Source organism: Streptomyces sp. NPDC050528 (assembly GCF_044457795.1).
Lineage (GTDB): Bacteria > Actinomycetota > Actinomycetes > Streptomycetales > Streptomycetaceae > Streptomyces.
Window position 1 is genome coordinate 45,725 of the sequence record NZ_JBITHH010000009.1, and the last position, 17,494, is coordinate 63,218.

The window sequence follows — 17,494 nt, forward strand, 5'->3', positions numbered from 1 at the left end:
CGTCAGAAGCGCGGCCCGACAGTGGGATGCGAGACCAAGGCACAGGCCGCGATCCGTAGTTGTGCTTCCCATGCCGCCTCGTCGAGCCCCAGCGTGTACTCGATGCAGCACGCGCATGGCGGGAGTAGCGCAACGAATGCTTGCTCCTCAGCGGTCCCGCCCTCCATCTCCGACCACTCGTCCGATGCCAACTCGGCGAGATCCACCTCCCCGGCGGTGAATCGCGTGGCCAGCCTGCGCAGCGCGTATCGCCGGGCCAGATGGTGATCGGGCAGAAGGATCCCCAATTCTTCGAGAGCCTGCTCGAATGCGTCGCGGATGTCCCGGGGGTCCGCATGACGCGGCAGGCCGGCGAGCTCACACAGGGCTGGCGTGTCCATTCCCATTGCGAGTGCCTGGGCAGCGGTCATCGGCAGGTCTTCCGGACACAACTGATCCGCCTGATACAGCCACACTGCCGCCACCAGGGGCGGATAGCCGCTGCGGACAGGGCTGTCAGGTTCGGATGTGTCGTCTATCGCTGCCATGGTTCATACGATGCCAGCACGGCTCGCGAGCGCACCCGGAAATTTGAACTGTCCCGGCAAACCGCCCTGCGGGCTGACCCAGCTCATGCTGTCGTCGCGGTGACACTCCGCGACCGCTCCCCAAGATCTGTGCCAGAACCCACTACTCGTGAATAAAGCCACCGGGCCACCGCCCGAGCTTCAGCAGCCCGGACTTCGGGGGCCCGAACACCAGGCGGAGTGACCAGACCGCATACGGGGCAGCCCCTGGTCGACGGCATCGTCCTCCTGATCCGGTCCGATGGGAACCTGAGCCTCCACCACCGGGGCCGACTCATCGAGGGCGGGGTGCGCGCCTTCGGCGCGGTGTACGGCATCGCCGTATCAACGACAGTGGCCGCCACCGGACCCTCGCCCCACGCCCGGCAACCCGGCCGGACGGTGGACTCCCTGGCCGGATCGGCGACGGCCATCCACAAGGCCGTGTTGGCTCCGCTGTCGTCCTGGGGATTGTTGGGGCGTGACGCCGAGTCAGTAGGAGACTTGGAGCTCCTTGTCGTGTCCGCTGGAAGAGGCACGGCCGGTCCCCAGCGGTGTGCGCGATGTCCGTGCCGACTGGCAAGCCCCGTGCGGCCCGTCCAGAGGCGGGCGGGCTGGGCGGGAGACGGCTGGCCGACTACCTTACTGCGACGTAGACCGGAATTTTTGATACCTCTGGTCAGCCAATATCCGATCTGCCTTACTGGTTGGGATCCGCGGACTCTACCGCGGCACCCATCAGCAGGGGGACTGCTATGGCTGCCAAGACCGGAGACGGACGAAACAGCTCCGACTCAGCAAAGTCATCCTCAGACGCCGCGCAGGACCTAACCCTCGAATACGAGGAGTGCGTCACACTCGCTCCAGATTCGAAGCGTTTCACGTCGGCATTCCGGCAACTACACCCCCGGTCGATCGACGAGGTCCGGGAAGCCCTGGGAATCAACTCACTCGGAGAGCAGGCGAAGCCGATCCCGGCGTGCTGCCTTCCGTCGGAACTCGGCCGTACGCTGATCACTCCAGCACAACTGGAGTCGGATGATCCGGAGACCCGGGCGGATGCGCGAGCGCTGGCATACACTGCGGCGCGGCTCTACACGCAGAGCCTGGACCCCTCCAGTCTCCTTCAGTGGAAGCCTGTGCTGGACCGCTTCATCGAGCTCACAGGGGCTGTCATCAACGCGGCCATGCTGCGAGACATCGAGATCGCAGACCACGCGACGCTGACGCTAAGCAGGACCACGCACACGCTGATTGCGCGGAACATCAAAATCCATGGCAACGGGCGACTGGTGTGCCAGGGGCCGGTGAAAATCAAGGCGTATTCCGTGGAAGGTCTGCAGCCGCAGAAGGCCTCCTCAAAGGTCGGATGACCTGTTATCGCGTGTCGCTGGCTTTTCTCACTCAAATCGTCACAGCTCGATCGGTAAGGAGGCAGCCATGCCCGATATCGTCGCGTCCGGCACTGACGGCAGCAACGGGATCAACGGGACACCGGGAAACGCGGGCGCGGCTGGACAGCCAGGCGCGAACGGCATCGACCACTGGAACGGCGACGATCCCCCCGGCAATGGGGAGACCGGACACAACGGGCAGGACGGCTCCCCGGGCACGGCGGGCCAAAACGGCAGCAGCGGAAGCAACATCACCATTGAGGTCGACGACTTCGTCGTCGGTCTCAACGTGAACACCCACGGCGGAGCGGGCGGCATCGGTGGTTCAGGCGGCGCGGGCGGCGCCGGCGGGCCCGGGGGCGTCGGAGGCACCCCGGCCGATGAAGGTGACCGTCACGGCAACGGAGGAAACGGCGGCAACGGCGGCCTGGGCGGCGGCGGGGCCTCGGGTGGCCGTGGTGGCGACGGCGGGAGCATCACTATCGTCGCCAACCGGATCACCACCGGAACGCTCCACGCGGCTGCTGAGGGCGGGCGAGGGGGCCTCGGCGGAGCAGCGGGTCCGGGCGGCGGCGCCGGGCCGGGCGGCAACGGCTGGCGGCAGGGCCCGAACGGCGAGGTCGGCCCCAACGGTGCCACAGGACCGACCGGAGCACGCGGTCTGGACGGCTCGGTCGACATCATCCAGAGGGCTCCTTGAAGGCTCGCTCCGAAGCCGCTCGATACCCAGAAGCCGTCCGTATGCCGGAGGACGCGGCGAGGCCGCCGCTGTCGCTGGCCGCCCTTGTGTCCCGTCAGCTTGCCGCGCTCACGCAGTGGAGCGGCCTTGCCCGACCGACGGACGCCCTCCTGGCACACGTCTTCCAGACACTCACCGAAGAAGCTCTGGACCAGCCTCTCGGCGAGGCATACCCCGGGCTGTCGCAGATCAACTCCAATGGTCTGCCTTTCCAATGGTGCCTGTGCTCGGGCAGCGACCGGCCGTCGGTCCGGTTCCTGTGCGAGTCAGGACGCCCCGGAGACAGCCCCCGCAGCCGGTTAGCACACACGCTCGGCCGACTGGATCAGGCATGCGTCACCGCGGGACATCCCGGGATGCCCGGGTGGTTCGCGGACGACGTACTTGCGCACGTGCTTCCCATCGAACGAGCGTGGCCAGAACACTGGCGCAGTGCACTGTGGACGGGCGTGGGCGCCGACACACGCGGCATCCTTCTCAAGCCCTACCTCAACCTCAACCGTGATCGCCCCGTCGACCGCTGGCGGCGCGCAGGCCGGGTCCTGGCCTCGCTGGGGCGACACCGTGGCCTCGAGACCCTGTGTGCCATCTCCGGCCAGGTCTCCGAGCAATCCTGGCCCGCGGCCCTAGCCGTCGACATCCTCCCAGGCGGTCTGCCCGGCAGAGTGAAGATCTACTTCCGTTCCGGCTCCGTGGACCTGGGGTGGCTCGCCCGCTGGTACCGCACCCTGCACTGCCACCAGCACGCACCCGCTGTGCGCAGCCTGCTGGACGCCTTCCCTAAGGGGGGCCGCGCCCCCTACCCCCCACAGGCGTTCGTTGTCACCCTTGAGATCCATCCCCAGGGCGAGGCCACACTCAAGACCGACCTCGCGGTAACCCGCTGGCCGACAGGCAACCGCCTGGACTGCACCCGGCAACTGCTCACGCGGCTGGACATGGACGCACGACAGTTCCAGCAAGCGTGGTCGGCGCTCGGCGGACAGGACCCTTCCGGCACGAACGCGCAGTACGTGCGCTTCGTCGGGCTCGGCCATGAACCCGACGCCTCCCGGCACGTCAATGTCTATGTCGAACCGCCTCCCCCGACGCCCCGCCGTACCACCGGCGCACCGTCGTCGTCCTGTGACCTGTCAGACGCAATCACCAGTGGACTTCAGTTCCTGCTCGCCGCGCGCGATGACGGCCCCTGGAGGGACTTCCACCTCCCCGTCGGCGAGGCAGACCAATGGGTCACCGCCTATGTCCTCGCCGCTCTCAGCAAGATCCCCGCCCGACTTCGCCCGGCCGGACTGCATCACGCCACAAACCGCGCACTGGACTGGCTGATAGCCACGCGCACGCCGAGGGGAGGATGGGGTTACAACGCCACCACCGGCGACGACGCGGACTCGACAGCCTGGGCTTGCGCCGCCCTTCAAGGCCATGGCCACCACATCCCCACCTCAGCACGGGCACTGCTTCTCAGCTGCCTCTCCCCGTCCGGCGGCGTCACAACGTATCCGCCTGGCACCACCCCCGGCGAAGCCTGGAGTGCACCCACGGTCGAAGTAACACCGCTGGCGCTCACGGCACTCGCCGACACTGCCCCGCCCGAACACCTCGACGCTGCCCGGAAGTTCATACGTGCCCGACAGCCAGCAAACGGTCTGTGGCTCTCCTACTGGTGGACTTCTCCGCTGTATGCGACACGTGAGGCCCTGAGCAGCATGGCAGGCCACTCCGAGAAACCTACGGCTGCCACGATCACCGCCTTACGCGCCTACGCGGCCCACACTCCCTACGAGAGAGCGCTCCTGCTCCAATGCCGGCTCCTGGCAGGCCTCCGCCCCGCCGCGCTCGAACTCGTCCGCCCCCTCCTGCACCAGCAGCGGCCCGACGGTTCCTGGGACGGCACGGCCTGCCTGCGCCTTACCCATCCGCACGTCTACGAGCCGTGGGCCACGATCGACGCAGGTCCGCTCTTTTGCGACGTACGCCATGTCTTCACCACAGCTACCGTCCTATCGGCCCTCCTTCGGCTGTCGTCAGCCCAGGTATCCTCGACCAGCTGCTGGTGAACGATATGGACAGCGGCCGGCACAGGCTCGGCACACACGAGCGACAGGACCGTGCACGGCTGTCCGGGCGGGGCGGTCTGCATCTGCCCCAAGGACGCGGACACCCTCACGAGCACACCGACGGACATCTTCTACAGCTACGGCGCCCACAATCTGAGCAACCAGCTCGTCTACCACAATGTGCTCAACAGGTTGCACCTGCATCTCCCCACAGAAAGCGGGGCAGCATTTCCCCTTGGAGCACCACCGTTCCAACGTCTCGCGTCCCCTCCCCCTCGACGATGGAACAGACATCCTGAGCTGAGCAACTACCAGATAGCCCACCGGAAGAGTTATCCGCTCAGAGCTGCGCACGGTGTCATGGCGATCCGTGTGGATGGTCGTGAATCCAGGACAGGCCTCCGAGGTCGAGGCGGGAGCGTGTGCGGCTGACAGCAACGTAGGCGAGACGGGCGTCTGCGTCGTCGATGGGTCCAGGTACGGCCCGGCCTTCGACATCTTGCTGATCGGTGTCCCTGGGCGGGGTGAAATCATCCGCGATCTTCACGCGGGGCCATTCGCGACCTTTGGCCTTGTGCGCGGTCGCCACGGTCACCTGGGCGTGCTGCTCGGGCACGAGCCGGGCGACGGCGGCGAGGATGGCGCGTCGGTGCCGTGGGTGTCGACGAGGTCGACCAGGGGCTGCAGGTCTTCCACGGCGGTCAGCTCGTCGGCCGACCGGATGTCCTTCTCCGCGAGCCGGCCCTCCGCACTCCCCGACGCGAAGCATCTGCAGGCCGGACGGCCGAGCCCCGTACCGCGCCAGAGGCATCGGCCACATGGTCCGTCAGGCTGTTCGATCAACTGGCGCTGCGCCGGGTCCGGCATCCGGTCCCACCTGATCTCGGCCTCTGCGGGGCGCGGGGTACGCCACCCCGGCGCAGCAGCTTCTGACGGGCCGCGTGACCGTGTAGCACGGCATCCACCACCAGTCCGGCTCAGATCGAGGCAACACACCGGGCTCAACTCCCTTGCCGGCACGAGCCACGCGGCACGGCCTGGCCCGCACGGCCGGTCCGCGGACCGGCCGGACAACGCCGGTGTACCGGAACAGATCCCCCGGATCCCTCCGGCAGCAACCGCTCAACTGTCCCTGTACGCAGGCCAAGGGGGGCTACGGCCAGTCGATGCCCTGTTCAAACCGGGCCTGCAGCCAGCGCCGCGCAGGCCCGTTCTGCCGGGCGTCGTCCGCCGCGACGGGCGCGTTCGGCAGTGCCGACAGGACACCGGCCTTGGCCTGCCACTGGTTGAACACTCCGTGAAACAACGGGTGGACCTGGGCCGGCATTGCACTCCTCACCAAAACCACGACAGCCTCCTTCATGCGTTCGTCGGTGCCGGCCAGCCATCCGCTGTGTCGGCACAATCGAAGCTACCGAGAAATGGTTCGCTGCTACCGTCCAATGGCATGCGGGTATCACAGACCAATCTGGCCGGGGATCTTCTGCTGCACCTGGGACACCCCAGCGACGGAGCACTGCACGAGCGGCTCAAGCGGGCACTGCGCAACGCGATCAGGAACGGCCATATCGAGGTCGGCACCGCCCTGCCGCCCAGCCGGCAGCTCGCCACCGACCTCGGCTGCTCGCGATGGGCAGTGACGGAGGCATACAGCCAACTCATCGCCGAGGGCTACCTGGAGGCACAAACCGGCTCAGCCACGCGGGTGTGCTGGTCGAACACCTCCGACGCGGACTCCCAGCACCTGACCCCCCGCCACGCTCCCGCGGCCCGCTTCGACCTCGCACCGGGCCTGCCGGACCTGCGCGCGTTTCCGCGCCGCCGGTGGGCCGAGGCCGTCCGCACGCAGGTGACCACCGCGGCGTTCACAGAATTCGGCTACCCGCCGCCCGGCGGTCACATCCGGCTCAGACAACTGCTCGCCGAATACCTGGGCCGCTCCCGCGGCGTCTCGGCAACGCCGCAGGACGTGACCGTGTGCATGAGTGTGACCGACGGGGTACGGCGCATCTGCCGTGCCCTGCGCGCCGACGGCATCACCGCCGTCGGCTGTGAGGAACCGGGCTGGACACGGCTGCGCGAGGTGATCCGGGCGGCGGGCCTGGACCCGGTACCCATCCGCACGGACAGCGGCGGCCTGCGCACCGACGACCTCGCCGCACACACCGGCCTTCGGGCCGTACTGACGGCCCCGGCACACCAGTTCCCCCTGGGCAGCGTGCTTGCCCCCGAACGGCGCGCCGCCCTGCTGCACTGGGCACGCCAGGTGGACGGCGTCGTACTGGAAGACGACTACGACGCCGAGTTCCGCTACGACCGTCGTCCGGTCGCGACAGTCCAAGGCATGGACCCCTCCCGCGTCGTCCTGTTCAAGTCGCTCAGCAAGATCCTCTCCCCCGCACTCGGCATCGGGTGGATCGTGGCACCACCACACTGGACCAACCACCTGCACCAAGCCGACCAGACAGCAAGCCAACCCCCGCCCCTCGACCAACTCGCCTTCGCCGCACTCCTGGAATCAGGCGCCTACGACCGCCACCTCCGGGCCTGCCGAAAGCGGTACCGCAACCGACGCGACGCAGTCGTGCAAGCCCTCGCCGAACAGCTCCCCCATGCCCCGATCTCCGGCATCGCAGCCGGCCTCCACCTCATCCTCCGCCTGCCCGCCACTCTGGACACCGCGGCAGTAGTCACAGCGGCAGCCGCCCGGTCGCTGCGCGTCGCCGACCTCACCACCTACCACGCCACCAACGACCACGCCGATCACGGTCTGGTCCTCGGATACGGGAACCTCGCCGACAACGCGGTGACCGAAGCCGTCCGCCAACTCCACCAAGCAATCCAGGACAGCCGCTGACACCCGATGCCCACACCCGCCCCTCTGAGATCCCACAGCAGCGGGCGCATCGCAGTTCGTGTCCTTCGACAGCGAAGTTAGTCCTGCGCAGCACGCTGACCTGCGTCGACTTGATTGGACGTCAACACGGGGGCGATAGCATGGAACATCGTGTCGGAGGGGGACGCTGGATGCGGATTGTGCGCGACATCTGCCGTGTACACACACTGTGCGCTGCCCACGCGTCCGCATCAGCCGCTGCGTCGGCGAGCGCGGAGGGCGGCCCAGTGGCGTAGCCGTTCGCTGATCTGGGCTTCGTAGCCGTTGCGGGTGGGCTGGTAGTACGTCTCGTGGTCCATGTCGTCGGGGAAGTAGTCGTCACCGGAAAAGCCGTCGGTGGTGTCCGGGTCGTACTGGTAGTCCTTGCCGTAGCCGAGGTCCTTCATCAGCCGGGTCGGGGCGTTGAGGATGTGCGCGGGTGGCATGAGTGAGCCGGTGCGGCGGGCGGCGCGGTGGGCAGCGTCGAGGGCGCGGTAGACGGCGATGGACTTGGGGGCGGCGGCGAGGTAGACGACCGCTTGGGCGATCGCCAACTCGCCCTCGGGGGAGCCGAGTCGCTCGTACACGTCCCAGGCGGCGAGGGCCTGCTGGACGGCGTGCGGGTCGGCCATGCCGATGTCCTCGTTCGCGAAGCGGACCAGGCGGCGGGCTACGAACAGGGGGTCCTCGCCGCCGTCGAGCATGCGGGCGAGCCAGTACAGGGCCGCGTCCGGGTCGGAGCCGCGCATCGACTTGTGCAGCGCGGAGATCAGGTTGTAGTGGCCCTCCTGGGCCTTGTCGTACAGCGGGGCCCGCTGCTGGACGTGACGGACGAGTCCGGCGGTGTCCAGGGTGGTTTCGCTCTCCGGGAGGGCTTGGAGCTGTTCGGCCATGTTGAGGAGGTAGCGGCCGTCGCCGTCCGCCATGGCGATCAGGGCGCGGCGGGCGTCGTCGTCCAGGGGCAGATGGTGGCCGGTGAGCTGGGCGGCGCGGTCGAGGAGCGTGGACAGCGCGGCTTCGTCGAGGCGTTTGAGGACGAGGACCTGGGTGCGGGAGAGGAGGGCACCGTTGAGTTCGAAGCTCGGGTTCTCCGTGGTGGCGCCGATCAGGGTGATCGTGCCGTCCTCGACGTAGGGCAGGAAGCTGTCCTGCTGGGCACGGTTGAAGCGATGGATCTCGTCGACGAACAGCAGGGTGCCCTGACCGATGCTCCGCCGGCTTCGTGCTGCGGCGAAGACCTTGCGCAGATCGGCCACACCGGAGAAGGTGGCCGACACCGGTTCGAAGGCCAGGTTGCCGGCGTCCGCGAGGAGCCGGGCGATGGTCGTTTTCCCGACGCCGGGCGGGCCCCACAGGATGGCGGAGCTGAGGCGCTGCTGGGCGACCATACGGCCCAGCGGCGCGTCCCGGGAAAGGAGGTGGTCCTGCCCGACGACATCTTCCAGCCGGGTGGGGCGCAGGCGGTCGGCGAGGGGCCGGGAGGGCTCCTCGTCGAAGAGCGGCAGGGTCGGTTCCATCGGTCTCTCGGGTTGTTGAGTGGACGGGTGCGGACGGGGCGAGCCTTGCACGGGCCACTGACAGGCGTCGGCTCAGCCGCTCGCGGGGAAGCTCGCGGCGCTCATCGGGCGCTGGGGCGGTCGCGTCGCGGCAGCCGCTCGGCGACCAGGTCGTAGGAATCCTCGACCGCGTCGGTGATCAGCCGCTCGGTGATGCCGGGGCCTGGCCCCAGGGAGATCCAGTGGCGTTTGTCGAGATAGCGGCCCGGGGTGATCGAGGGGTAGCCGCGTACGTGCGCGCCGGCGTGCTCGGGCTCGCACTTGACCGTGATGATCTGGTCGTCCGGGTCGTCGGTGACGATCAGGAACACCCTGCCCGCGACCTTGTACACGTCGAGTCGAGGGGTGAAGGGGAATCCGTGGCTGACGTCGGGGAGGGCCAGGGCCGCCTGGCGGGCGGTGTCCTGGAGGCGGTCACCGGCCGCGCTCACCGGGCCGCCCGCCTGCCGGTGCCGTAGGTACGCGGGTCGACAGGCCGCTCGGCCCTGGGCAGATGGGCGACGACGAGCCGGTAGGAGTCGATGACGAGCTCCTCGACCAGTTCCTTGTCGACGCCCTCTCCGCTCTCCAGAGTGATCCAGTGGTTCTTGTTCATGTGGTAGCCGGGAGTGATGTGGCTGTACTGCTCCCGCAGGGCGGCGGCCTCGCCGGGGTCCGCCTTGAGGATCACGACGGGCCGCCCGGGGACCTCGGTCATCAGCATGAACACCTTGCCGCGCACCTTGAAGACCTCCCACTCCGGGCCGAAGGGATGCTCCAGCTGCGCGCCGGGCAGTTCCTCCGCGCAGTCGGCGGCGGTCTTGTGCAGGGTCGATGCGTTCATGGGCGGTGGGCCCTCTCGGGTGGTGACGGACTGCGGCATCGAAGGAGGTAGGGGGCGCGCCGCGCGGGCGCGGTGGCACGTTCCATCCTTCCGTCGAAACCGACGAGAAGGGCGGTAGGCTGCGGACACGTGATGGTCGACAAGCGACACCCCGACGCGAGCGGAACCGCGGCCGGTCCTGCCGCGGTTCGGCTGTACGGTTTCCAGCCCCCGGTCGGTACGCCGTACGGCCTTGAGGTGAGTACCGTCGAGGATTTCTTCGCCCAGCACGACGACTGGCCGTGGAACCCGCCCCGTCCGGGCCGCGCCACCTTCCACTACCTCATCGCGGTCACCGAGGGTGAGCTGCGGCACGACGTCGACTACGTCACGCGGACCATCGCCCCCGGCCAGTGGTTGTGGGTGCGTCCCGGGCACGCGCAGTGCTGGCATCCGCCCGGCGCGGCCCGCGGCCCGTTCATCCTGTTCGAACCGGACGTCCTGCGGCCCGACCTCGCCCGTCTCCTGGCCCCGCTCACCGCGCACGAGGCCCCCGCCGTGCTCAGCCCGCACCCCGACGACACCGCCTGGCTCCAGCAGACGGCCCTCCAGCTCCTGGACGAACACCGCGCCCTGGGGCGCCGCCCCCTCGACATCCACCACGCCCTGCGGCGCAGCCTGCTCGAATCGCTGCTGCTGCGCCTGGCCAACTCCCCGGGCATCGCCCCCCTCGGCACGGCCACCGCCGGCACCGGCCGCGCCGACAGGTACGGGCGCTTCCTGGACGCCCTGGAGCTGCACTTCCGTGAGCTGCACCAAGCGGCGGACTACGCCGAGTTGCTCGGCTGCTCGGTCCGCACCCTCAGCCGTGCCGCCCGGGACGCCACCGGCAAGGGAGTACGTGAACTCATCGACGAGCGGCGCCTCCTGGAAGCGCGGCGCCTGCTGGGCGGTGCCCGGTGGAATGCCCGGACTGTGGCTGCCCACCTCGGCTTCACCGACCCCGCGAACTTCGGCCGCTTCTTCCGCGACCGCACCGGTCTCACCCCGGCCGCCTTCGCGGCCGGCGAGGCCCCGGCCCTCCCCCCTCCTCCCCTGGGTTGACGATCTCGGTGGTGTCCGGCCGGGTCTCAGTCGATGGCCTCGATGGTGATCTCGACCGCGCCGTCGTACTTCTTGAGGGCATCGGCCCCCGAGTCGATGGTGGCGAGGATGACGATGCCCGGGTCGGGGATGGACTGGCCGTCGTGGGCGTAGAAGATGGCGACGTCGGGACCGGGTGACCAGTAAGCGATGTCGCCGACCTCGTAGCTGAACCGCGGCTCGCCTCCCTCAGCGAGAGACCGGGGGAGGCGACCGTACTTCTCGCGCTTGAACAGGTCGTCCGTCTGAAGCGTCAGCGGAAGCAGCGAGGCGAAGTCGCGTGCCGTCGCGTTGTCGGCGAGGGCTGCGCTGAGGACGGTTTCTCCGGCGGTCAGCCGGATTCTCATAGGGGTTCCGCTCTCCAGGGTGTAGTTGGAGTGATCGTCGGCGGCCGATACGGACGCCGCGTTCATCGGGTACGCGCGTCGGTTCGGCACGGACGCCGTGAAGGCAATCTCGGCACCCCAGCGATGGCAAGTCGATTAACTTACCATTCTGGGTTGCCCGGGTCTCAGTCGTCCAGGACGACGACGTGCTTGCCCGGCGTGGTGGCGGACTCGATGTCGGCGTGGGCGTCACGGATCTGTTCCAGGCCGTGGTAGACCTTCGCGACCGGGACGTTGAGACGCCCTGCGGCGATGGCCTGGAGCTGGTGAGCGAAGATGTCGGCCGGGAGGTCGGCGGCCTGACCGGCGTAGGACGTCAGCCGCACCCCGCCCGGGATCATGAACGGGCTGAAATCGGGGATCGTCCACTGGCCCGCCAGGGCTCCGGTGAAGCAGACCGTGCCGTACCGACGGACGGCGTTGAGGGTGTCGGCGAGGACCGAGCAGCCCACCAGCTCCAGTACGGCGTCGACACCCTCCGGCATCAGCTCGCGCACCTGGTCGACGATCGTGCCGCTGTCGACGAGGGGATGGTGGACGCCTGCGGCCCGCAATTCCCCGGCCCGACCGGGGCTGCGGGTGGTGGACAGCACGGTGGCTCCGAGGTCCTTCGCGATCGTGGCCGCGCTCAGCCCGACCGTGGAGGTGCCGCCGCGGATCAGCAGCGTCTGCCCGGCCTTGAGGTCCAGGCCGGTGGTCAGCGATCCGTAGGCGGTCTGGAACATCTCCGGCAGCGCACCGACGACCTCCCACGGCAGACCGGACTCGAACGGGATGACCTGCCCGGCTGGGACGCTCACGTACTGGGCGTACGTGCCGTCGTAGGAGCGGCCCATGCCGCCCATCATCGTGGCCACCTGCTGTCCCGGCCGCAGCCCGCTGTCCTCGTCGGCCTCATCGACCACGCCGACGCCCTCGATGCCGGGCACACGCGGGTAGCCGACCTCCGCATCCGACTCGCCCTTGCGGGTGGTGACCTCGGACTCGTTGACGCCGAACGCCTTCACCCTGATCCGCACCCAGCCGGGCTTGCGGACAGACACCGGCACATCCTGGATCTCCAGTGCGTCGAGGCCGCCGGGCCGGGTGACGACGACGGCCCGCATCGTGGCTGGTGCGGCCTCGCCGACTGCTGTCGGTTGGCTCATGTCGGATTCCTCACTCTGTTCGCCCCCGTGGTGCGCGGTTGGGTATCGCCCGATGCCCGTCAGGGGCGGTCGATGCCCTCCCACAGGTCGAGGGCCTGCCGATAGCGGGTGGTGGCCTCGAAGGGAGGGTTGCCGACGCTTTCCGAGGTGGGCCGGTTCGTGACGGCGGCCCACAGCCGGGGCTGCTCGCCGGTGGCGAAGTCGAGCACGATGTCGCGGATACGCTTGTCACGCTCGGCCTGTTCCGCGCTGCGGCCCGGCCGCTCCTGGCCGACCAGCGCGTACATCTCGGTGCCGTGCACGGCGGGCGCGCCCTCGGCGGGCCCGATCATCAGGAGATGGGCGTTGCCGCCCGCCGCGGTGTGCGCCAGGGCGCCGCGGGCTGCGGGGAGCCCGAAGATGTAGTCCGACAGGAGTGCGGCGCGGACTTCGGCAGGGGTGCGGCCGCCCTGGTCGTAGGCGTCGACGATCTTCTTGGCGCGGGAGCGGGGAATGCGCCACCCGGCGACCTCGTCGACGATGCGGTCGACGGTGTGCGGGTCGAACCGGTCGAGGTCGTTCGCCACCCACCAGCCCATGTCGTCACTGGCCATGCTCAGCAGCACGTCGACATCACGGTGTGCGCCCGAAGCGAGTTCGTCCATGGGGTGGGCGTGCAGCACCGCGCCGGGTTGTCCGGCGTCCAGGACGACGCCGAGGCTCTTGCTGTCCATCCCGCCACGGACTCCGAGGTCCGTCGGGGTGACCTTGTGCAGGGCAGCCACCAGGGAGGCCGTGTCAAGGTCGAGCAGCTTCTCCGGGTTGTCCGCGACGCCGAGCTCGGTGACGAACCGGTGGGCGAGTTCCTCGGCCCACCAGGCCGGCTGGAGACGCGAGGGCCCGGCGGAGAACCCGGCCAGCCGCCGGTACAGGCCGCCTGCGGAGGCGGCGCCGAGCAGCCCGAAGGTGGCATAGGCGCCGCCGCTGTGGCCGTAGACGGTGACGTTGTCGGGGTCGCCGCCGAAGTGGGCGATGTTCTGCTTGATCCAGGTCAGCGCGGCGATGACGTCCTGCAGACAGAGGTTGCTGGCTTCGGCGAGCCGCCCCCCGTACTGCGAGAGCGAGAGCGCACCCAGTGCGCCGAGCCGGTAGTTGACCGACACGCCCACCACGCGCCCCGTCGCGGCGAGGCCGGAGGCGTTGGAGGTGATCTGGGTGTTCGCGCCGTACTCGAATCCGCCGCCGTGGATGTACACCGCCACCGGCAGCGCCTTCCCGGCCGGCTGCTCGGAAGCCCACACGTTCAGGTTCAGGCAGTCCTCGCCCATCCCGCTGTCCGCTTCGAGCCAGTCGCCGCTGTCGGGCTGGACAGCGACGACGCCCTTGCGGTCATAGGGGCGGTCCGGATCGAAATCCGCGACCACGGGGCGGCGGTATCGCTCGGCGGTGGCGTACGGGATTCCCCACCAGGACCGCACCCCTGGTGCAGTCGGAGCCTTGGGCGCGGTTGCGGTCATGGCGTGAGATTCCTTCCGGTGCGGTACGGCTGTTTCGCGCGGCGTGTCGGCGGCGGATCGCTCGCGGTGACGCTCCCCAATCATTTCCCGTGACCCCGCAAATCTCCTGGCAGACAGCGGTCACCTGATGGTCACCAGGCGACACCCGTCTGCTCCTCCTGTTCTTCTTCTCGTGGCCCGTCGCCGCCGGGCAGGTGGGGGCGACCTGAGGCGCTGCCGTCAGCGAGCTCCCTGGCTCGACACGCTGGACTGCCCAGGAAAGCCGGTGCAACTCGCAGGCCCGAGCACGCCGGATGATCATGCTGCCGCCTCTGGCGGTGATCTTCCCGGCCTCGCCCAGGAACGCGAGCCGACCGCAGAAGGCGTCGGGTGCAGCGTGGGAGGGCTTCGTTATCCCAGGCCCCTCCGCCATGAGCCGACTGAAGAACTAGGGCCGCGCCGCGCCTCGGCCCGTCTCCGACGGCCCCTATTTGCTCAGCGGACATGGCCTTCAGCGACATCGTCCGTGCAGGAAAAGGGGCTCTGGCGATGAGCCGTCGGTGACCGCGGCCTGGTCGGAGCGGGGGCAGGTGGCCGTCGCGGGCCGAGGTGGCAGCCGTGTGGGCGCGGGGCTGGGACCCGACCGGCTCGCCGTCGGTCTCGCGCCCATAGGGGAAGTCAGGGGTGGGTGTGAAGAGGATTATGAGGGTCGGAACATCAGGGTGAGGGGGAGGCCATGAGGTGGCTGGGATCGGTGCGGTGTCCGGTGGGAACGGCCGAGGAAGCGTGGGTCGAGGACAACATGGCCTGGCTGGCTGACCAGTTCGAGCCGGAGGTGCGGGCGGAACGGATGGTGGAGCCGACGGCCGAGTTCTTCCCCGGGGCCTACGCCGGGTCGGACGAGGACATCCGGCGTACCGTGCAGCGGGTGTGCAAGCGGATGCGGGTGGACTACGGACGGCTGCTGGTAGAGGTGGAGCCGTACGACGACACCGAGCGGCAGACCTGGTTGAAGATGGGCCTGCAGTACCGCAGCGGCGGAGCCGTCGGGCACTACCGGCGCGAGGGCGGACGTCCGGTGGTGGCGATCAGTCAGCACCTGACCCGGCAGCCGATGGCGCTGGTGGCGACCATCGCGCACGAGCTGGGGCACGTGCTGCTCCTGGACGAGGGGCGGATCACCACCGCCCAGCGGCCCGACCACGAGCAGCTGACGGACCTGCTGACGGTCCACTTCGGGCTGGGGATCTTCAGTGCCAACGCGTCGTTCGACTTCACACGGGACAGCAGCGGGTGGTCGCGGTCCCAGCTGGGTTACCTGAGCGAGGAGATCTACGGGTACGCGCTGGCGGTCTACGCCGCCGCGCGCGGCGAACAGCAGCCGCCGGAGTGGGCGCGGTACCTGGATACGAACCCCCGCGTCTACATGAAGCAGGGGTTGCGGTACCTGTCCCGGAAAACGCGACAGGTACGGAGTTGATGTCAGTGTTCACGGATTTCCGGGCTCTGGTGATGATCACGTGAAGTTGGCTGTTCAGCGCGCCCTGGCGCGATCGGCTCCGTGGAGCCCGAGAGGATGACCTGCGTGCCTATCTTCGAGTACTGACCTGCTTGTTGCCCCATCTGAGAGCTGTCAGTGTCGACCGGGTCGAGTCCGATGGGTTGTCGGTGACGCTCTTTGTGCGGTCGTCCGCGCAGATCGCGGGATGTTCGGGGTGCGGGGCGCAGTCGTCCCGGGTTCACGCGCGCTACCAGCGGATGCTGGCGGCGCCGTCGGCGGGGCGCAGGACGGGGGTAGTGGTGACGGTGCGCCGCTTCAAGAGCGACAATCCTGCGTGCGCGCTGTCAACGTTCAGCGAGCAAGTCCCGCACCTGACAACGCCGTTCGCGCGGCGGACTCCGGTGCTGACCGAGGCCCTGGTAGCCATTGCGCTCGCGCTGGCCGGCCGAGCCGGCGCACGACTGGCCACGTCGCTGGGCATGCCGTGCGGCCGCGACCTGCTCATCAAGATAATCCGCGCGCTGCCAGCACCCGAGGCCCCGGCGGTGAAGGTACGAGGGGTCGACGACTTCGCGATGCGCCGCCGTCACACCTACAACACCATCCTGATCGATATGGCCCCGCACCGGCCGATCGACGTCCTGCCGGATCGAGAGGCCGCCACGCTGGCTGCCTGGCTGGTCGAGCACCCGGGCGTCGAGGTCGTATGCCGTGATCGCGGAGATGCGTATGCCGAGGGTGCCCGCACCGGCGCGCCGGACGCCATCCAGGTGGCAGACCGCTTTCATTGATGGCAGAACCTGTGCGAAGCGGTCGGGAAGACCGTGAACTCCCACTACCACTGCCTCCGCGTCCAGGCCGAGCGGGCCACACCGGAACCGGAGCCGACCCCGGAACCTCGGTAGCGCGAGCAGGCCGGGTGCGGTGTGGGTGATCAGGGCGCGCAACTCGGCGTCCGCGTCCGCGATCTCTTCGCTCGGGTGCTGATAACGCTTCGCTTGGCCAGGCGTTTGAGCGCGAGTTTGACGGCGGCGGCCGGGGTGGTCAGACCGGAGCCGGGTCGACTGGCGGCCAGACGGCATATCAGCTCGGCGGTGGTCAGCGAGCGCAGTGCTTCGCGCGTCGCATCGGGCGCGGTGACGATCAGCGATTTGAACTGGTTGATGGTCTGGGTACGGGCCCTGATGGCGCTGGCGCGTACCACGCGCAGTGTGCGGATTGCCTCGACCTTGCGGTCGCGGTCCTTCGGCGTGCCGTTGGCACGGCCCGTTCCGGTGTCCCCGAGAGCGGAGCCGGCTCGTTCGACGGCATGGCCAAGGACCCCGTCGCCACCGCCGCGTCCAACAACCCGGCGCTGTCCACCCTGGTCGCCGCCGTGAAGAAGGCCGGGCTGGTCGACACCCTCAACAACGCCTAGAACATCACCGTGTTCGCGCCCACCAACGACGCCTTCGCGAAGATCCCGAAGGCCACCCTGGACAAGGTCCTCAACGAGAAGGCCCAGCTGACGAAGATCCTCACCTACCACGTCGTCGGCCGGCAGCTCACCCCCACGGACCTGGAGAACGGCTCCTTCGACACCCTGGAGAAGTCAAAGGTCACCACCTCCGGCTCAGGCGAGTCCTACACCGTCAACGACTCCGCCAAGGTCGTCTGCGGCAATGTCAAGACCGCCAACGCCACCGTCTACATCATCGACACCGTCCTCATGCCCACCAGCTGACGCCCTCACGTGCCGGGCGCCGCAGAGGTCGCGCCCGGCGGCCCGACTCCTGTGACGGGGAGAAAGACAGGGGGCCGGGGCAAACGCCCCGGCCCCCTGGGACGCCGCCGTATGCCCTCGCCTCCGTCCGGCTTCCGACTCGAACGC

General features: G+C 68.9%; 16 protein-coding genes and 2 pseudogenes. 8 read left to right on the forward strand and 10 right to left on the reverse strand.

The window, feature by feature from the left end; genetic code table 11:
- Window positions 1–2 precede the first annotated feature (2 nt).
- Complete coding sequence (locus ACIBK4_RS29400) at window positions 3–527, reverse strand: hypothetical protein (protein WP_398999299.1); 525 nt, start codon at window positions 525–527, stop codon at window positions 3–5.
- 773 nt (window positions 528–1,300) lie between these two features.
- Here ACIBK4_RS29400 and ACIBK4_RS29405 point away from each other — a divergent pair.
- From ACIBK4_RS29405 to ACIBK4_RS29415, 3 genes are all read left to right on the forward strand, one after another.
- Window positions 1,301–1,918, forward strand: a complete 618-nt coding sequence (locus ACIBK4_RS29405) for a hypothetical protein (RefSeq protein WP_398999301.1) — start codon at window positions 1,301–1,303, stop codon at window positions 1,916–1,918.
- A 67-nt stretch (window positions 1,919–1,985) separates the two neighbouring features.
- Window positions 1,986–2,639, forward strand: a complete 654-nt coding sequence (locus ACIBK4_RS29410; RefSeq protein ID WP_398999303.1) for a hypothetical protein — start codon at window positions 1,986–1,988, stop codon at window positions 2,637–2,639.
- 41 nt (window positions 2,640–2,680) lie between these two features.
- Window positions 2,681–4,738: a hypothetical protein gene (locus ACIBK4_RS29415; protein ID WP_398999305.1), complete on the forward strand. Its 2,058-nt coding sequence runs from the start codon at window positions 2,681–2,683 to the stop codon at window positions 4,736–4,738.
- A gap of 358 nt (window positions 4,739–5,096) precedes the next feature.
- On the opposite strand, the pseudogene ACIBK4_RS29420 reads toward ACIBK4_RS29415, so the two are convergent.
- Together ACIBK4_RS29420 and ACIBK4_RS29425 are read right to left on the reverse strand one after the other, a co-directional pair.
- Window positions 5,097–5,437, reverse strand: a pseudogene (locus tag ACIBK4_RS29420) (3'-5' exonuclease); the annotation flags it as partial.
- A gap of 454 nt (window positions 5,438–5,891) precedes the next feature.
- Window positions 5,892–6,101, reverse strand: a complete 210-nt coding sequence (locus ACIBK4_RS29425) for a hypothetical protein (RefSeq protein WP_398999307.1) — start codon at window positions 6,099–6,101, stop codon at window positions 5,892–5,894.
- Window positions 6,102–6,185: 84 nt separating this feature from the next.
- On the opposite strand from ACIBK4_RS29425, the gene ACIBK4_RS29430 reads away from it, so the two are divergent.
- Window positions 6,186–7,595, forward strand: a complete 1,410-nt coding sequence (locus ACIBK4_RS29430) for a PLP-dependent aminotransferase family protein (protein WP_398999309.1) — start codon at window positions 6,186–6,188, stop codon at window positions 7,593–7,595.
- 230 nt (window positions 7,596–7,825) lie between these two features.
- On the opposite strand, the gene ACIBK4_RS29435 is transcribed toward ACIBK4_RS29430, so the two are convergent.
- The 3 genes from ACIBK4_RS29435 to ACIBK4_RS29445 form a co-directional block, all read right to left on the reverse strand.
- Window positions 7,826–9,130, reverse strand: a complete 1,305-nt coding sequence (locus tag ACIBK4_RS29435) for a replication-associated recombination protein A (RefSeq protein WP_398999311.1) — start codon at window positions 9,128–9,130, stop codon at window positions 7,826–7,828.
- A gap of 101 nt (window positions 9,131–9,231) precedes the next feature.
- Window positions 9,232–9,600, reverse strand: coding sequence for an MmcQ/YjbR family DNA-binding protein (locus ACIBK4_RS29440; RefSeq protein ID WP_398999313.1), 369 nt, complete (start codon window positions 9,598–9,600; stop codon window positions 9,232–9,234).
- On the reverse strand, window positions 9,597–9,992 hold the full coding sequence (locus tag ACIBK4_RS29445) for an MmcQ/YjbR family DNA-binding protein (protein ID WP_398999315.1): 396 nt from the start codon (window positions 9,990–9,992) through the stop codon (window positions 9,597–9,599). The genes ACIBK4_RS29440 and ACIBK4_RS29445 overlap by 4 nt, the downstream gene beginning before the upstream one ends.
- Before the next feature lie 129 nt (window positions 9,993–10,121).
- Between ACIBK4_RS29445 and ACIBK4_RS29450 the strand changes: the two genes are divergently transcribed.
- Window positions 10,122–11,075 (forward strand): helix-turn-helix domain-containing protein, encoded by a 954-nt coding sequence (locus tag ACIBK4_RS29450; protein ID WP_398999317.1) that lies wholly within the window; start codon window positions 10,122–10,124, stop codon window positions 11,073–11,075.
- Window positions 11,076–11,101: 26 nt separating this feature from the next.
- On the opposite strand, the gene ACIBK4_RS29455 is transcribed toward ACIBK4_RS29450, so the two are convergent.
- From ACIBK4_RS29455 to ACIBK4_RS29465, 3 genes are all read right to left on the reverse strand, one after another.
- Window positions 11,102–11,551 carry a cyclophilin-like fold protein gene (locus tag ACIBK4_RS29455; RefSeq protein ID WP_398999320.1) on the reverse strand — a complete coding sequence of 150 codons (450 nt, stop codon included), beginning with the start codon at window positions 11,549–11,551 and terminating at the stop codon, window positions 11,102–11,104.
- A 74-nt stretch (window positions 11,552–11,625) separates the two neighbouring features.
- Complete coding sequence (locus ACIBK4_RS29460) at window positions 11,626–12,648, reverse strand: alcohol dehydrogenase catalytic domain-containing protein (RefSeq protein ID WP_398999322.1); 1,023 nt, start codon at window positions 12,646–12,648, stop codon at window positions 11,626–11,628.
- 59 nt (window positions 12,649–12,707) lie between these two features.
- Window positions 12,708–14,144, reverse strand: a complete 1,437-nt coding sequence (locus ACIBK4_RS29465; protein ID WP_398999324.1) for a carboxylesterase family protein — start codon at window positions 14,142–14,144, stop codon at window positions 12,708–12,710.
- 715 nt (window positions 14,145–14,859) lie between these two features.
- On the opposite strand from ACIBK4_RS29465, the gene ACIBK4_RS29470 reads away from it, so the two are divergent.
- Entirely contained in the window at window positions 14,860–15,603 is a 744-nt protein-coding gene (locus ACIBK4_RS29470) for a hypothetical protein (protein WP_398999326.1), read from the forward strand.
- 200 nt (window positions 15,604–15,803) lie between these two features.
- Window positions 15,804–16,415: an ISL3 family transposase gene (locus ACIBK4_RS29475; protein WP_399000061.1), complete on the forward strand. Its 612-nt coding sequence runs from the start codon at window positions 15,804–15,806 to the stop codon at window positions 16,413–16,415.
- A 143-nt stretch (window positions 16,416–16,558) separates the two neighbouring features.
- Here ACIBK4_RS29475 and ACIBK4_RS29480 read toward each other — a convergent pair whose 3' ends face one another.
- The gene (locus ACIBK4_RS29480; RefSeq protein ID WP_398999328.1) at window positions 16,559–16,828 is read right to left on the reverse strand and encodes a hypothetical protein; all 270 of its coding nucleotides are present in this window, start codon (window positions 16,826–16,828) and stop codon (window positions 16,559–16,561) included.
- A 54-nt stretch (window positions 16,829–16,882) separates the two neighbouring features.
- Here ACIBK4_RS29480 and ACIBK4_RS29485 point away from each other — a divergent pair.
- Window positions 16,883–17,347 (forward strand): annotated as a pseudogene (locus ACIBK4_RS29485) (fasciclin domain-containing protein); the annotation flags it as partial.
- Window positions 17,348–17,494: the final 147 nt, after the last annotated feature.

Bases quoted from the DNA above. Each gene is read 5' to 3' on its own strand.
- ACIBK4_RS29460 (WP_398999322.1), bottom strand. From the start codon at position 12,648: ATGAGCCAACCGACAGCAGTCGGCGAGGCCGCACCAGCCACGATGCGG.
- ACIBK4_RS29430 (WP_398999309.1), top strand. From the start codon at position 6,186: ATGCGGGTATCACAGACCAATCTGGCCGGGGATCTTCTGCTGCACCTG.
- ACIBK4_RS29465 (WP_398999324.1), bottom strand. From the start codon at position 14,144: ATGACCGCAACCGCGCCCAAGGCTCCGACTGCACCAGGGGTGCGGTCC.
- ACIBK4_RS29425 (WP_398999307.1), bottom strand. From the start codon at position 6,101: ATGAAGGAGGCTGTCGTGGTTTTGGTGAGGAGTGCAATGCCGGCCCAG.
- ACIBK4_RS29435 (WP_398999311.1), bottom strand. From the start codon at position 9,130: ATGGAACCGACCCTGCCGCTCTTCGACGAGGAGCCCTCCCGGCCCCTC.
- ACIBK4_RS29470 (WP_398999326.1), top strand. From the start codon at position 14,860: ATGAGGTGGCTGGGATCGGTGCGGTGTCCGGTGGGAACGGCCGAGGAA.
- ACIBK4_RS29400 (WP_398999299.1), bottom strand. From the start codon at position 527: ATGGCAGCGATAGACGACACATCCGAACCTGACAGCCCTGTCCGCAGC.
- ACIBK4_RS29445 (WP_398999315.1), bottom strand. From the start codon at position 9,992: ATGAACGCATCGACCCTGCACAAGACCGCCGCCGACTGCGCGGAGGAA.
- ACIBK4_RS29415 (WP_398999305.1), top strand. From the start codon at position 2,681: ATGCCGGAGGACGCGGCGAGGCCGCCGCTGTCGCTGGCCGCCCTTGTG.
- ACIBK4_RS29405 (WP_398999301.1), top strand. From the start codon at position 1,301: ATGGCTGCCAAGACCGGAGACGGACGAAACAGCTCCGACTCAGCAAAG.
- ACIBK4_RS29410 (WP_398999303.1), top strand. From the start codon at position 1,986: ATGCCCGATATCGTCGCGTCCGGCACTGACGGCAGCAACGGGATCAAC.